Raw genomic sequence first — 14,244 nt, forward strand, 5'->3', positions numbered from 1 at the left:
AGCTCTATTCGGCGGAGCCGGTTTCATCCAGAACCGGCTCCGCGAACCCTGGCAACCAACGAGTCAGGATTTCCATGTACGGGGCATATGCGTCCAACTGGGCGCATATGCCGACCGAACCGAGAAGAACACGAAAGATCATCAAATACTCGGCCGGAAGGTTGAGTGCACGGGCCGTTCGGAATTGCGCACTGTTGAAGTCAGTGGCGGTTCCGGCGGCCTTTTGCAGCCATGACCGAGTGAAGTGAAATGACTCGGTCTGGATCGGGTCGGTAAACGGGCGCAGGTAATCTGCGATCTCCTTGTCGGTCACCGTGCGCCCGGGGATCACGAAACCGTTGGCGCGCAACAACTCCGTCAACTCGTCGAATTGTTCCTCGACCGCCAAGCGCACCATCGTCCCGAGAACCCGTGGCAGTCCGTTCGGGAACGGCGCTGCAGCACCGAAGTCGATGACGCCGAGTCGGCCGTCCTCGAGAAGCATGAAGTTGCCGGGGTGCGGATCACAGTGGAGCAAGCCGACGCGTGCCGGAGACGCGAAGTGGAACTCGGCGAGTAGCGCACCGGCAGCATTGCGCTGATCCGGCGTTCCACTCTCGATGATTCTGGTCAACGGGGTTGCCGTCATCCATTCGGTCACGACTACTTTCGGCGCGCTCGCAACGACGTGCGGGATCACGAACTGCGGATCCCCGTCGAATTCTTTCGCGAATGCTCGCTGATTGTTCGCCTCGATCCGATAGTCGAGTTCTTCCTCCGTGCGGGCGGTGAACTCCTCGATCACGGGTCGCACGTCGACACCGGGCATGACCGAACCGAACAGGCCGGCAAATCTGCCCAAGGTCTTGAGATCGGCGCGAAGAGCTTCGTCGGCGCCGGGGTATTGAACTTTGACAGCTACGTCACGGCCGTCCGCCCAGACGGCTCGGTGAACCTGCCCGATGCTTGCCGACGCGGTCGGTTCGTCGTCGAACGACTGGAATCGATCGCGCCACTTGGTTCCGAGTTGCTGGTCGAGCATCTTGTGTACTTGCTTGGTCGGTAGCGGCGGGGCAGCGGCCTGGAGCTTGTTCAGCGACTCGCGGTACGGTTCCGCGAATTCCTCCGGAATAGCCGCCTCCATGACGCTGAGCGCTTGCCCCAGCTTCATCGCGCCACCCTTGAGTTCGCCCAGCACCGCGAACAATTGCTCGGCAGCCTTCGCGCTCAACTGTGCGTCGATCTCTCCTTTGTCGCCGCCGGCGAGCTTGCGTCCGAAGCCCATGGCGGCGCGACCGGCCATCCCCAGGGGGATGCTCGCGAGTTTGGCAGTACGGGCAGAACTCTTGCGTGGGATCTCGGACACCACACCATCATGTCTGACTGGGGCGCCCTTTGCCCGAAACAGGTGCCAGGTATTGGCAACTGCAGGATATTTGCCGAGGCCAGCGCCTCGTTGTGATTCGATACGGACGGAGCGCGATCTCGAGCGTCGAGGACAGACTGGCTGCGGATGAAGCACCGCGCCGGTCCGCCACACCGAGAGCCGCGTCGATCTCGGCCAGGGCCAGCGCGACGCTTGCATGGATCATCGCCGATTCCGCGTGGCCCGCGCTGCCGAGTAGCTGCGCGGACAGGTGAAGCCAATGAGGGTCGAGTTCGGATCGGATGATGTCGGCGCACCGCAGGCAACTCGACTGACCCGGCAGGACTAGAGGGCCGACCACACCGTTGCCGTCCCGGATGCGGACGGAAAGGTGGGGGAGTCCGCATCGAACGAGATCGCTGACCAAGCGAGGATCTGTGACGACGTCGTCGGCCAAGACCACCAGTTGTTCGTTCCACGTGCGCACGACGTCGGTATTGCGGTAGCCCCGCGAACGTCGCGTGCTGATCCCGCCGGTGACGAGGGCGCGCTCGACGGCGTCCGAGAGAGGGCCGACGCCGTGGATCCGGACGGACGCGGCGCTTGTGCCGGCAGTGTGGACGAATCCGGAATCGGCGAGTTGCTCGAGCAACGCCTCCGTCACCGACGTCGAAATCCCGCGCTTCGACGCTTCCCAGAGGATGGTGGCGCGTGATCTCGAGCCGTCCATCGTGCGAAGGATCGACTTCACCGCCCGCGCATCGACCCCGACAGGCAGCGTCAGCAGGACGGCGCGTCCCGGTGTCCATCCCAGCTGCAGCCGACCGTCCGGGCGTGACAGAACAGCGATCCGTGGATCCCATCGGGGTCCCACGGATCGCTGTGTGTTCTGTGTCGTGCTGTTGTGTATCGCGCTGTTCTGCGTGTCACCGGTCATCGCTCGATGCTGGCATGACGCGCGGCCGGCGAGTCCCCTTCAGCGGCAGTTATCCACAGGCCGTCAGCTTGGCTGAACTGCGAAAATGTGTCGAGAAGGAATTACTTCTCTTCGTCGTCCTCGCGGGTCTTGTCCATCGCTGCCTCAGCCGCACGCTCTTTTGCCTCGACGGCTTCGAGCTGGGCGATCGGGTCGTCGAAATTGCCGGCTTCGCCGCCGCCGAGGACACGGGCGACAAACCCGTCCGGTGCGTCGAGATCGCTCGAATCGGGCATGAGGTCGGGATGTGACCAGACACCGTCACGAGTATCCATACCGGCTTCCGCAGTGAGCTTCTGCCACAATCCGGCCGCTTCACGGACCTTACGAGGACGAAGTTCCAGTCCGACGAGCGTCGCAAAGGTCTGTTCGGCCGGTCCACCGGTGGCACGGCGACGCCGCAACGTCTCGCTCATCGCGGCGACACCGGGCAGTCGCTCGCCGAGTGCGGCGGTGACAACCGTCTCCACCCAACCCTCGACCAGCGCAAGCAGTGTCTCGAGACGCTCGAGGGCGGCCTTCTGCTCCGGTGTGTTCTGCGGCTCGAACGTGCTCTGCTGCATCAGCGCTTCGAGCTTGCTCGGATCGGTGAGAGCAGACGGGTCGAGGTCCTTGGCGAATTCTTCCATCGCCGAGAAGTCCATCGTGATCCCGCGGGCGTACTCTTCGACTGTCGCGAGGACGCGCTGGCGCAGCCACGGAACGTGACTGTAGAGGCGCTGATGAGCTGCTTCCCGCGCGGCGAGGAACACGAGAACTTCCTGATGCGGCTGTTCGAGGCCCTCACTGAAAGCCTGAACCGCAGCGGGGAGAAGGGCCGCGGTGCCTTCGGGTCCGAGGGGCAAGCCGATGTCTGTGGAGGAGAGCACCTCGGTGGACAATTGACCCAGTGCCTGGCCCAATTGCGAGCCGAACGCGAGTCCGCCCATCTGGCCGAGCATGCCCAGCATCGGGCCCGCCATCTGCTGTGCTTCCGCGGGAAGTCCCTGGACCCACATGCCAGCTACCTTCTCGGCTACCGGATCACAGAGTCGCTTCCACGTGTCGATCGTGTTGTCGAGCCAGTCGTTCGGAGTCCATGCGAGGGTCCGGCTCGCTCCGGCGGGGAGCGTTGTCGCGGCGTCCAGCCACATCTCTGCCAGGTGCGCTGCGTCGGCGATCGCCTTGACGTTGCCCTCGGTGATCGGTGTGACCGACCCGATCTGTTGGCGTGCCAGCTTCTTGGCGATGTCGTAGTTCACCGGGCCGGACGAACCGCTCTGGCCCATCGACGAGCCCATTCCGCTCAGCATCTGACCGAACTGGGTGAGCATCTGGCCGAGTTGAGCCGGATCGAATCCCTCACCGCCCGCGCCGAACCCGAACGGCATGTCACCACCCCCGAACGGATTGCCACCCGCCGCGTTCTTGTCGCGATCGGGATCGTCGTCGGAGTTGGAGAAGCCGAACGGCATATTGCTCATACCTCAACGGTACAAGGCTCGAGCGGTCGGAGTCGCCCTCCGAGTCACGCTGACGGCGAACACGCAGTGCGCTCAGGCGGTGCGATCGGTGCTCCGGCGCCTTCGCGCTTTACTCTGGATCAGGTGAATCGACGGATAGTGACGCTCTTGGCCGCACTCGCACCCATCGTCGTGTTGGGAGTCGTCGGAACAATGGTCACTGTTCCTTATGTCGCGCTCGGTCCGGGCCCCACCTTCAACACGCTCGGCGACGTCGACGGTAAGCCCGTTGTCGACATCCAGGGGGCCGAGGTCGATCCCACCGACGGCAACCTCAACATGACAACGGTGTCTGTTCGCGACGGCCTCAACATCTTCGAAGCATTCGGACTGTGGGCGAGTGGCAGCAACGGACTCGTCCCGCGCTCGGAGATCTATCCGCCCGAGAAGTCGAAGGAAGAGATCCAGCAGGCCAACACCGCCGACTTCCAGCAGTCCGAGGACAGTGCCGAGTTGGCCGCACTCCACTATCTCGGCAAGCCGGTGGCACTGACTGTTTCGAAGGTGACCCCCGACGGTCCCGCTGCGGGTGCGCTGCAAGAAGGTGATGTCCTGGTCAAGATCGGTGACTCTCCGGTGACCACGATCAGCGGCGTGCAGGACACGGTCGGGGCGATTGCGCCCGGCACTCCGATCAACGTCACCGTCATTCGCGCGGGCGTGGAGACCGTTGTGCCGGTCACCGTCGGGGCGCGGCCCAACAAGCCCGAATCGGGTTACCTCGGCGTCACTCCGAACGAGGTCCCGGACGTCCCCTTCACGGTGCAGTTCAACCTCGCCGACATCGGTGGTCCTTCTGCCGGACTGATGTTCACGCTGGCCTTGGTGGACAAGCTGACTCCGGGGGAGCTCAACGGCGGAAAGTTCGTGGCCGGAACGGGCACTATCGACTCCGCCGGTGAAGTGGGTCCGATCGGCGGTATCAGGTACAAGTTGATCGCCGCGTCCGAAGCAGGTGCGGAGACGTTCCTCGTGCCGGCCCAGAATTGTGACGAGGCGAAACAGAATGCGCCGGACGGGCTTCGACTCGTCAAGGTCGACAACCTGCCCGGCGCAGTGGACTCACTCGAGAGCCTCAACACCGGCGGCGACGCACCCCGCTGCTGAAAGCAGTCCCTGTCAGTCTTCTTCGACCTCGTCGAGCGTCGCGTACAGCGCGTGCACGAGGTGAGGTGCGAGACCGTCGTAGGTGAGCAGTTCCAGGTCGCCGTACGGATCCGCATCTTCGTCGGGACGCATCTGCAACAGCGACAGCGAAGGACCGTCACGCAGCACGCCGACGAACAGTCGAGCTTCGCGTCGATCGGGATGCGCGTTGGCAGTCAGTCGAGCGACCTCGTCCGCCGCGTGCTGATCGGTCAACACCGGCGCTGTGGCGTGGTCGAGATCAGATTCCGCCTCGGGCGGTAGGACGACGATTTCCTGCACCAGGATGCAACCCTGCACAGACTCGGGCCAATGCGTCGTTGCCAGGAACTCGTCGAGTGCCCGTGAACCGCCGATGATGTCCTCGGGGAGCGATTCCTGCTCGATCGGTGTGTATTCGGCACCCTCGGCGAGTTGGTCCAGCAGTCCGGGTTCGGCTGCGGCGAGCATTTCGGTGGGTACCAACGCGTACAGCTTCGGCGGTTGATCCCAGCCTTCGGCGTCGATGTGGTCGACTACTTCATGAACGCACCGGGCGAGGGCACTCGGTGATCTGCTCATATTCTCTTCACTCACACGTTCATCCTCGCACCTTCTGCCTGGCTTCCCGCTCTCCGTGTTGTCAACCCGTGACCGTTGTTACGTAGAGTGGTCGGAAACGGCCAAGTCCACTCGGGCGTGGCCGCAGTGATCGATGCAATCGGTTGCGACGCCACGGCGTCGCCAAATCTTGGAGCGTGGCACGTGGGCATGCGGCCCCCCGCAGGTTTACCCTCTCTGTCCAGACGCAGTCGAATCTTGTTGGTGGTGGCTGTCGTTGTGGCGGCCTTGCTGCTCGTGGGGCCGCGACTGATCGGCATGTACACGGACTGGTTGTGGTTCGGCGAAGTCGGCTTCCGTGGTGTGTTCACCAAGGTTCTGCTGACACGATTCGTTCTCTTCCTCGTTGTCGGAATTGTCGTCGGAGCCATCGTGTGGCTCGCGATGCTTCTCGCGTACCGTGCACGTCCGGTGTTCGTCCCGGTCTCCGGACCCAATGACCCGATTGCGCGCTACCGCACCACCGTCATGTCGCGACTTCGTCTGTTCGGCGTGATCATTCCGGTAGCGATCGGCATCCTGTCCGGTCTCATCGCGCAGGCCAACTGGGTCACCATCCAGTTGTTCCTCAACGGTCAGCAGTTCGGCATCACCGATCCCCAGTTCCATCTGGACGTCGGCTTCTACACCTTCGATCTGCCGTTCTACCGCTTCGTTCTGAACTGGTTGTTCGTCTCGATCCTGCTGGCATTCGTGGCGAATCTGATCACCCACTACGTTTTCGGTGGAATCAAATTGGCCGGGCGCGCTGGGACATTCACCACTGCCGCTCGTATTCAACTCGCAGTTATCGCCGGAACCTTCGTGCTCCTCAAGGCGGTTGCGTACTGGTTCGATCGATACTCGTTGATGTCGAGCAGTCGTAAGGAACCGACGTTCACCGGTCCGGGCTTCACCGACATCAATGCGGTGCTGCCGGCGAAGCTCATTCTGTTGTCCATCGCAGTCATCTGCGCCTTGGCGTTCTTCGCGTCGATCTTCACGCGGGATCTTCGGATACCGGCCATGGCAGTCGCTCTCCTGGTTCTCTCGTCGGTGCTCGTCGGTGCGGTCTACCCGATGATCGTCGAGCAGTTCTCCGTCAAGCCCAATGCGGCGCAGAAGGAGAGCACGTACATCGAGCGGAACATCGAAGCGACTCGTCAGGCGTACGGGATCACCGAAGAGAACGTCGACTACGTCGACTACCCGGGCATCGGCACCAAGCAGCCCCAAGATGTTCCGGCCGACCGGACCACGATCGCGAACACACGACTGTTGGATCCGACGATCCTGTCGCCGACGTTCACCGCTCAGCGTCAGCTCAAGAACTTCTACGGGTTCCCGCAGACGCTCAACGTCGACCGTTACGAACAAGACGGACAGTTGCGCGACTTCGTTGTCGCAGCGCGTGAGCTGTCGCCGAACAACCTTTCCGGCAACCAGACGGACTGGATCAACAAGCACACGGTCTACACGCATGGCAACGGCTTCGTCGCGGCCCAGGCAAACGAAGTCACGGCCGTGCAGGGCGACAGTCAGAACAACACCGGTGGTTACCCGATCTACTCGGTGAGCGACCTGACGACCACACCCGAGAACGAGAACCTCAAGGTGGACAATCCTCGTTCGTACTACGGCGAGGTGATCAGTCAGTCGGATGCCGATTACTCGATCGTCGGTTCCGTCGACGGTGAGGGACCGCGGGAGTACGACACCGACACCTCGAAGTACACCTACACAGGCTCGGGTGGCGTTTCGATCGGCAACTGGTTCAACCGTCTTGCATTCGCGGCGAAGTACACCGAGCGCAACATCCTGTTCTCGAGTGCAATCGGCTCGAACTCCAAGATCATCTTCAAGCGTGATCCGAAGGAAAGGGTCGAGGAGGTCGCGCCTTGGCTGACGACTGACGGCGCTGCTTACCCCGCAGTGGTCGACGGCAAGATGCAGTGGATCATCGACGGCTACACCACTGCCCAGGACTACCCGTACGCGCAGCGCAGTTCGCTCGACGGTTTGGTCGAGGACAGTATCGACCAGACGACCGGGCGCCTCATTCCGCGCCAGGAGTTCTCCTACATCCGCAACTCCGTGAAGGCCACGGTCGATGCCTACGACGGCACCGTCACGCTGTACCAGGTCGACGAGCAGGATCCGGTTCTGAAGGCGTGGATGGGGGTCTTCCCGGACACGGTCAAGCCGAAGAGCGAAATTTCGGACGACCTGCAGGCGCACTTCCGGTACCCGGAAGACATGTTCAAGGTCCAGCGCGAGATGCTGGCGAAGTACCACGTCGACGATCCGAGTGAGTTCTTCACCAACAACGCGTTCTGGTCGGTTCCGAGCGATCCGACGATCGACACGACCGCCAACCAGCCGCCGTACTACGTGCTGGTGGGCGACAAGGACACCGCGAAGGCGGATTTCCGTCTGACCAGTCCGATGGTCGGGTTCAGTCGTGAGTTGCTGTCGGCCTACATTTCGGTGGCGAACGACAAGGAGAACTACGGCAAGTTCACGGTGCTGCAGTTGCCAACCGATACGCAGACTCAGGGTCCACAGCAGGCGCAGTCGGCGATGACGTCGGATTCGCGTGTTGCTTCGGAAGTGTCACTACTCAAGCAGTCGAACAAGATTCAGTACGGAAACCTGCTGACTCTGCCGATTGCCGAGGGCGGAATCCTCTACGTCGAGCCCTTGTATTCGCAGCGAAACTCGCAGAACGCGTTCCCTCAGTTGGCGCGTGTGCTGGTGAGCTTCAGCGACACCAACGGCATTCGGATCGGTTATGCACCGACCGTCTCCGAGGCGATCAGTCAGATTTGGCCGGGCGCGGGTTCGGCAGCGACGGTCACCCAGCCGGCACCCGATCCGGATACCGGAGCGCAACCGGAAACGCCGACAACTCCGACGGCACCGGCCCCGCCGGCTTCTTCGGACGACGTCACGAAGGCACTGGCCGAGGTCAATTCGGCAATGGCGGCATTGAAGTCGGCGCAACAGAGCGGTGACTTCACCAGCTACGGTGCTGCGCTCGACCGCCTGCAGAAGGCTGTTGACGCGTACCAGGCGCTGCCGAGGTAAGCAGCGTCAGTTCGTGAACAGCGTCAGTTCGTGAACAGCAGAAGGCCCACCATCCGTTCGGATGGTGGGCCTTCTTGTGTGCTCAGGTGAAACTGTACGAGCTGAATCAGCGCAGTGCTGCAACGATCGGTGCGTTGGCATCGGAGAGCTGCTGGAACTGTGCTGCGAAGCCGTACTGGCCGGCGAGGTCACGAGCGGTGTCGTAGGCCTGCTGTGCGGCGGGCTTGAGCTCGGCCGGGATCTCGAGGGCGGGTGCAACTGCGGGTGCCTCGGCGACGGGAGCCGGTGCCGCTGCGGGAGCTTCTTCGACTGCGGGCTCGCTCGCGACGGTCAGACGCTGGCCGCAGACGGGCCATGCGCCGGGGCCCTGGCTCTGCAGGGTGTTCTCGGCGACGCGGATCTGCTCTTCCTTGGAAGCGTTGGCGGGCGAGCCGCTGCCACCGTTGGCGGTCCAGGTGCTCTGCGAGAACTGCAGGCCGCCGTAGTAGCCGTTGCCGGTGTTGATGTTCCAGTCGCCACCGCTCTCGCACTGTGCGACGCCGTCCCAATTGTGGGTGGCTGCGGAAGCGGTGCCGGTGCTGATGGTGAGGGGCACTGCGACAAGTGCGCCGGCTACTGCCAATGTGCCGAGTGCACGCTTGCTGATGCTGGTGTACGTCATGTCGGGGTAAATCCTCTCCGCGCTTGCTGACATCGGCGGGCCTGCGGGTCGGCGGTGGTGCTGGCTTTCCCGGGCGCTTGTCTCTCCGTGTCTCTGCCCCTCGAAGGTTTCGGGGGTTCCGATCCCGCGGGGCAGAGTCGAGCAGCGGCGGGTCGGCGTTCGCCCGGTTGATTCGGGCCGGGACCGACCGTACGGGAGCGCTGAACGAGGGTCGATTCGCAAATTTCCGGACCTTCTGGTCTGCTCCCACTGGCGAACTCCGACGTTTACGCTGGTAGAGCCTTTCCGATGCGGTTTCGAGGTACGTTCGTTACATGCCTGTTATGTGTTGATGCTCACGGGCATTTTGTGAAGCCAGTCACTCGGATTTGCGACTTTCAGGCGTGTATTTCACTCCAGCGCAGGCGATTTGCGTTCCGTTCATCTGCTCGTGTAACTTTGTCCATGCATCGCGGGGTGGAGCAGCTCGGTAGCTCGCTGGGCTCATAACCCAGAGGTCGCAGGTTCAAATCCTGTCCCCGCTACTAGAAAAGGACCGCCGTACTGGATTCCAGTGCGGCGGTCCTTTTTTGCGTGCGTCCGTCGTAGGGTTGCGACGTGCGATTCTCGAAGGTGCCCCTGTTATCGGTCGTCACCGCTTTTCTGGCGATTGCGGCGTCGGTGCTCTCTGCGAGCAATGCTGCAGCCGGTGGATGGGTCGAGGCGGGGAAGCGCGTGGTCTTCATCGTTCCGGGCCAGCAGCTCTACAGCTCAGGTGAAGCCCATCAAGCGCCTTACCGCGCCCTCGACGAGGCACTGCAGGATGCGGGCTACGAGACGCATTTCGTCGATGCACCCGGCAAAACGATTGCCGAAGATGCCGAACTGATCGCCGAGTCGATTCGCACCTACGCTGCTGACGCCACATACGTCGGCGTAGTCGCGCACAGTGCGGGCGGACTGAGCGCCCGGTATTACGCGAAATTCTTCGGTGGCTCGGACATCGTGGATTCATACGTCGCTATTGGCGCTCCGCAGTACGGCAGCCCCGGTGGCTGCGTGCAGGGCCCCGCCGACGGCTACGACACCTGTATGTTCTCCGAAGTTCTCACCAAGCTCAATGCAGGTGAGGACACTCCTGGTCCTGCCTACTATTCGGTGGTGCAGAGCTCGGGCGAGTGGGCGGACGGTCGGCTGGACGGGGGCCAGTGCCGGGTGTACGTCGATGGCGTTCCCGGTTCCGGAACCGGAGCAGACCACCTGACCGAGCTCGAGCACCCCGAGGTGATCTCGGGAGCGATCAGCGCGTTGGGGCGCGACTGTGTCGGCACTTTCGTGGACGAGAACGACGGCGACATCACGTGGCCGGACACGTTGTTCCCGTCCTTCCGGTAAAGCTTCAGGTCCGGGTTGTTCGGACGAGTAGCCCGGCCACGTGCGCGCTCGCGGCGGTTCTCGCTCCCAAGGCGTCACCAGATTCGATGGCCGCGACTATACGAGCGTGCTCGGTGACAGCGATCCGGCGATTGAGCTCGAGGCTCCACATGTCCGAACGGTAGAGATGTGACTGCCCATCCAGACGGTGCAGGGCTTTACTGAGTGGGTGATTGCATGCAGTCTCACGAATCAACGTGTGGAACTCGAGGTCCAGCTTCGAATCCCGACGCTGATCCGGCGGACTCTCGAGAAGTTCGCGTTGCACCTGCACCATCTTGCTGAGCTGCGAGACGGTTTCGTGAGTGGCATTCGCCGTCGCGTTGAACGCTGCGAGACCGTCGAGCACCTCACGCACCTCGAAAACAGCGCGCAGCGACTCCGCGTCCAGCGAATCGACTTTTGCACCCGCATTTCGGGTGTGGACGGCGATGCCCTCGTAGATCAACTGCTGCACGGCCTCGCGGACCGGCGTTCTACTGACATTGAGTTTGCTCGCCAGCGCGGGAACACTCAGCGGTGTCCCCGGCGCCAGCTCTCCCGAAAAGATCAGTTCGCGAAGCGTCTCGTGCACGGACTCGGTGAGCAACGCTCGTTCGGTGGTGGTCATCTTGTCCTCACTTCGATCCTGCACGATATCGACGGTACCCGGGAGCGCCACCCGGCACCGTCACCCGGCGGCGCGCACCCGGTCAGCGCTGCGACGGTCGACCTCGGGCGCCGTCGCGCCTTTCAGTCCGGCCACCTTGGCCGCGATGTTCTCGGCGATCGTGATCGGCGGGTATCCCACTTCGCCCGATGTGAGAGTTCCTGGCAGTGCTTCGATGACGGCGTCGTAGTTTCCGTCGAAAAAGAATGCGGCAGAGCGACGTCGGATGATCTGGCCGTCGACGATCGGCGGGTCGACTCGGTGCACTGTCGAGCGCCATCGGTCGTTCGTCCAGCGCGCCATCGCGTCACCGAGGTTGATCAAGAGTGCGCCGTCGGCAGGTTGGACGTCGTGCCACACGCCGTCGGTACTCAGAACTTGTAGGCCCGGAACCTGATCTGCCCACAGGATGGTCAAGATTCCGAAGTCGGTGTGAGCGCCCATTCCCGTCATGTCGCCGGAGATCCGGATCTCGCCCTCGGGCAGTGCGTAGTTGTTCATCTTCATCGCGTCGATCGAGTGGTCGAGCATCGAATCGAAGTACCCGGGCTGCAATCCGAGGGCGTCGGTGAAGGCACACATCAGGATTCGTGCCAAACTCTGTGCCTGGCGGAAATACTCTTCGATTGCCGGTCGGAAGCCGGGCGCAGCGTCGGGCCAGGTGTTGGCGGCGTAGCTGGACTCGGGTAGCTCGACGCCCGGATAATCGCTCACCTCCGTACCGACGACTATCGCTTCGTAGAAGTCGTTCATCTGGTTTGCAGACGCGACGCCCAGGCTCATGCTGAGTGATTCCGACTTCGGCGGTGAGTAGCCACGGTTCTCGGACGAGGGGCGGCGATAGTTGTTCTTGAGCGCAAGTGGGAGCGCAAAGAACTCGTCGAGGGCGTCGGCCAGGCCGTCGGTCGCTGACTGTGGAATGTCGTGTCCGACAATCTGTATGAAGCCGACGTCCCGGCACGCGCGATCGAGTTGAGCTGCCACTTCCGCACAGGCAGTGCTGTTGGTGGCGTTTGTAACCGTTGCCTCGCCGCGGAGGTACGGGCTGATATCGATCGTAGGAATTTCGAAGACAGGAGTTTCGTGGGTCATTTAAAGTCCTTGCGGCCGGACGTGTGCCACTTACCGACGAGCACACGTGAGAGGAATCCAAAGGCAGAGAAGACGAGGACGCCGAACACCGACGCGATCACGATCGCGGCGATCAGATCCTCGGACTGAAGGCGGCTTCGGTAGACGTCGAGCAGCGTTCCGATCCCGGGTTGTCCTTTGGCGAAGAACATGTCGCCGATGATGGCGCCGACGACAACGAGGCCGGATGCGGTACGGATACCGGTGAGAATGGCCGGCATTGCCGCTCGCAGTTCGAGTTTCACCAGTCGATCCCACCGCGACGCTCGTCCGAGGGTGAAGAGTTCGTGCAATCCGCGATCGACCGACTGTAATCCGAAGTGTGTGTTGGTGATGATCGGGAAGGCTGCGATGAGAACACACACCAGAGTACGAGCGGTCATGCCGTAGCCGAACCAGAGGCCGATGAGGGGCACGACGGCGAGGATGGGAATGACTTGCAGCACAACGGCGTACGGATAGACGATCCGCTCGATCCACTTGGCTTGGCTCATCAGCACACCGGTTCCGACGCCGACTGCCACCGCGACGACGAAGCCGACCAGCGCAACCTGCGCCGTCACGGCGAGGGCTTCGAGCATGGGAGAGAGATGTTTCCAGTCGAGCAGCGACTTGGTCAGCACCTGACTCGGTGGCGGGAGGAGAAACCGACGTTCAGGAGAGAGGACGAGATAGCTGACGATCGACCAGGCCGCGACCGCGCCGGCAAGGGAGAGCAGCGGATAAAGGACGAGGGCGCCGAGCGCTCTCATTCGCGAGTTCCGTCCGTTCTGTGCCTCTGCTTGTGTGGTGGTCGCAGAGTCAGAGCGAACCGCGGTCGTGCGTGTGGTGTTGCCTCGCCCAACTGCAAGAACTTCGGTCATCGTAGGCTCCCTTGCAGACTGGCCGAGATATCGGCGACGTATTCGGTGTAGCGGGCGTCGTAGCGCAGTTCCGGGCTACGTGGGTAAGGGAAATCGATGTCGACGACCGAATGTATTCGTCCGGGCCTGGCGGTCATGACAACCACCTTGCTTGCCAGGTACACGGCCTCGGATACCGAGTGCGTGATGAACATCGAGGTGAATCCTTTTTCGGTGTACAACCTTTGAAGCTCCACCTGCATCTCCAGGCGGGTCATCTCGTCGAGTGCGCCGAAAGGTTCGTCGAGGAGCATCACAGCGGGTGCGAGCGTGAGGGCGCGAGCCAACGACACGCGCATCTTCATTCCGCCGGACAACGCATTGGGCAGTTGCTGTGCAAAGTCCGCAAGGCCTACCGCGCGGATTGCCTCGTCGGCGCGCAACTTTCGCGCTGCTTTGTCGCCGCCACCGAGTTCGGCTGACAATTCGACGTTGGCCTGCACATTCCGCCAGGGGAGAAGGGTCGGCTCCTGGAAGATGAAGCCTACTGATTCGGTGTCGAGGGCAACCGCGCCGCTCGTCGGTCGTTCGAGGCCGGCCGCCATGCGCAACAAGGTCGACTTGCCACAGCCGGAGGGTCCGACCACGGCGACAAATTCTCCCCGCTCCACGTCCAGATCGATGCCGTCCAGCGCGACTGTGCCGGTGTCGAACTTCTTGACGACGTCGGAAAAGACCATCTGCATCGGCGCGGTGAGTTTGCGAGCGTCGGCATCCTGCATCGTGTTCGCGAGTTCCATCTGAGCCTCCGGTTCAATAATGCATGCAAACGTTCTTCAAGATCTACGACATATCTTGGATTGCATGTATGTCGTCGAGATTGCTGAATGTAAATGTGAGGTGACATTGCAGG

The 14,244-nt window shown here is 62.3% G+C and carries 12 protein-coding genes and 1 tRNA gene; 4 read left to right on the forward strand and 9 right to left on the reverse strand.

Annotated elements, in window-relative coordinates; genetic code table 11:
* Positions 1–4: 4 nt before the first annotated feature.
* From ACFQ6H_RS18295 to ACFQ6H_RS18305, 3 genes are all read right to left on the reverse strand, one after another.
* Positions 5–1,348, reverse strand: coding sequence for an ABC1 kinase family protein (locus tag ACFQ6H_RS18295; protein ID WP_378647729.1), 1,344 nt, complete (start codon positions 1,346–1,348; stop codon positions 5–7).
* Between the two features lie 4 nt (positions 1,349–1,352).
* Positions 1,353–2,282 carry a hypothetical protein gene (locus ACFQ6H_RS18300; protein ID WP_378647731.1) on the reverse strand — a complete coding sequence of 310 codons (930 nt, stop codon included), beginning with the start codon at positions 2,280–2,282 and terminating at the stop codon, positions 1,353–1,355.
* A 101-nt stretch (positions 2,283–2,383) separates the two neighbouring features.
* Positions 2,384–3,784 carry a zinc-dependent metalloprotease gene (locus ACFQ6H_RS18305; RefSeq protein ID WP_378647733.1) on the reverse strand — a complete coding sequence of 467 codons (1,401 nt, stop codon included), beginning with the start codon at positions 3,782–3,784 and terminating at the stop codon, positions 2,384–2,386.
* Positions 3,785–3,907: 123 nt separating this feature from the next.
* Between ACFQ6H_RS18305 and ACFQ6H_RS18310 the strand changes: the two genes are divergently transcribed.
* A complete protein-coding gene (locus tag ACFQ6H_RS18310) occupies positions 3,908–4,930 on the forward strand; it encodes a PDZ domain-containing protein (RefSeq protein WP_378647735.1) in 1,023 nt (340 codons plus the stop codon).
* Positions 4,931–4,942: 12 nt separating this feature from the next.
* Here the strand turns inward: ACFQ6H_RS18310 and ACFQ6H_RS18315 are convergent, their stop codons facing one another.
* Positions 4,943–5,545 (reverse strand): PPA1309 family protein, encoded by a 603-nt coding sequence (locus ACFQ6H_RS18315; RefSeq protein ID WP_019747831.1) that lies wholly within the window; start codon positions 5,543–5,545, stop codon positions 4,943–4,945.
* Positions 5,546–5,719: 174 nt separating this feature from the next.
* On the opposite strand from ACFQ6H_RS18315, the gene ACFQ6H_RS18320 reads away from it, so the two are divergent.
* On the forward strand, positions 5,720–8,635 hold the full coding sequence (locus tag ACFQ6H_RS18320; RefSeq protein WP_378533989.1) for a UPF0182 family protein: 2,916 nt from the start codon (positions 5,720–5,722) through the stop codon (positions 8,633–8,635).
* A 106-nt stretch (positions 8,636–8,741) separates the two neighbouring features.
* On the opposite strand, the gene ACFQ6H_RS18325 is transcribed toward ACFQ6H_RS18320, so the two are convergent.
* Positions 8,742–9,296, reverse strand: coding sequence for a transglycosylase family protein (locus ACFQ6H_RS18325; RefSeq protein WP_347872101.1), 555 nt, complete (start codon positions 9,294–9,296; stop codon positions 8,742–8,744).
* A gap of 450 nt (positions 9,297–9,746) precedes the next feature.
* Here ACFQ6H_RS18325 and ACFQ6H_RS18330 point away from each other — a divergent pair.
* Positions 9,747–9,820 (forward strand) — tRNA-Met (locus tag ACFQ6H_RS18330).
* A gap of 73 nt (positions 9,821–9,893) precedes the next feature.
* Entirely contained in the window at positions 9,894–10,670 is a 777-nt protein-coding gene (locus tag ACFQ6H_RS18335) for an esterase/lipase family protein (protein ID WP_378647737.1), read from the forward strand.
* A gap of 4 nt (positions 10,671–10,674) precedes the next feature.
* Here ACFQ6H_RS18335 and ACFQ6H_RS18340 read toward each other — a convergent pair whose 3' ends face one another.
* From ACFQ6H_RS18340 to ACFQ6H_RS18355, 4 genes are read right to left on the reverse strand one after another with little or no spacing between them, the layout of a single operon-like run.
* Positions 10,675–11,319, reverse strand: a complete 645-nt coding sequence (locus tag ACFQ6H_RS18340; RefSeq protein WP_378647787.1) for a GntR family transcriptional regulator — start codon at positions 11,317–11,319, stop codon at positions 10,675–10,677.
* Positions 11,320–11,379: 60 nt separating this feature from the next.
* The gene (locus tag ACFQ6H_RS18345) at positions 11,380–12,450 is read right to left on the reverse strand and encodes an isopenicillin N synthase family dioxygenase (protein WP_378647739.1); all 1,071 of its coding nucleotides are present in this window, start codon (positions 12,448–12,450) and stop codon (positions 11,380–11,382) included.
* The gene (locus tag ACFQ6H_RS18350; RefSeq protein WP_378647741.1) at positions 12,447–13,352 is read right to left on the reverse strand and encodes an ABC transporter permease; all 906 of its coding nucleotides are present in this window, start codon (positions 13,350–13,352) and stop codon (positions 12,447–12,449) included. The genes ACFQ6H_RS18345 and ACFQ6H_RS18350 overlap by 4 nt, the downstream gene beginning before the upstream one ends.
* Entirely contained in the window at positions 13,349–14,131 is a 783-nt protein-coding gene (locus ACFQ6H_RS18355) for an ABC transporter ATP-binding protein (RefSeq protein WP_378647743.1), read from the reverse strand. Before ACFQ6H_RS18355 ends, ACFQ6H_RS18350 begins: the two co-directional genes overlap by 4 nt.
* Between the last annotated feature and the right edge of the window lie 113 nt (positions 14,132–14,244).

The sequence above is a fragment of the Rhodococcus sp. NPDC056506 genome, from assembly GCF_042794945.1.
In the GTDB taxonomy this organism is placed as follows: Bacteria; Actinomycetota; Actinomycetes; order Mycobacteriales; family Mycobacteriaceae; genus Rhodococcus_F.

Excerpts from the sequence above, each read along its gene's own strand:
- ACFQ6H_RS18300 (WP_378647731.1), bottom strand. The coding sequence starts at position 2,282 with ATGACCGGTGACACGCAGAACAGCGCGATACACAACAGCACGACACAG.
- ACFQ6H_RS18355 (WP_378647743.1), bottom strand. The coding sequence starts at position 14,131 with ATGGAACTCGCGAACACGATGCAGGATGCCGACGCTCGCAAACTCACC.
- ACFQ6H_RS18325 (WP_347872101.1), bottom strand. The coding sequence starts at position 9,296 with ATGACGTACACCAGCATCAGCAAGCGTGCACTCGGCACATTGGCAGTA.
- ACFQ6H_RS18305 (WP_378647733.1), bottom strand. The coding sequence starts at position 3,784 with ATGAGCAATATGCCGTTCGGCTTCTCCAACTCCGACGACGATCCCGAT.
- ACFQ6H_RS18320 (WP_378533989.1), top strand. The coding sequence starts at position 5,720 with ATGCGGCCCCCCGCAGGTTTACCCTCTCTGTCCAGACGCAGTCGAATC.
- ACFQ6H_RS18340 (WP_378647787.1), bottom strand. The coding sequence starts at position 11,319 with ATGACCACCACCGAACGAGCGTTGCTCACCGAGTCCGTGCACGAGACG.
- ACFQ6H_RS18345 (WP_378647739.1), bottom strand. The coding sequence starts at position 12,450 with ATGACCCACGAAACTCCTGTCTTCGAAATTCCTACGATCGATATCAGC.
- ACFQ6H_RS18350 (WP_378647741.1), bottom strand. The coding sequence starts at position 13,352 with ATGACCGAAGTTCTTGCAGTTGGGCGAGGCAACACCACACGCACGACC.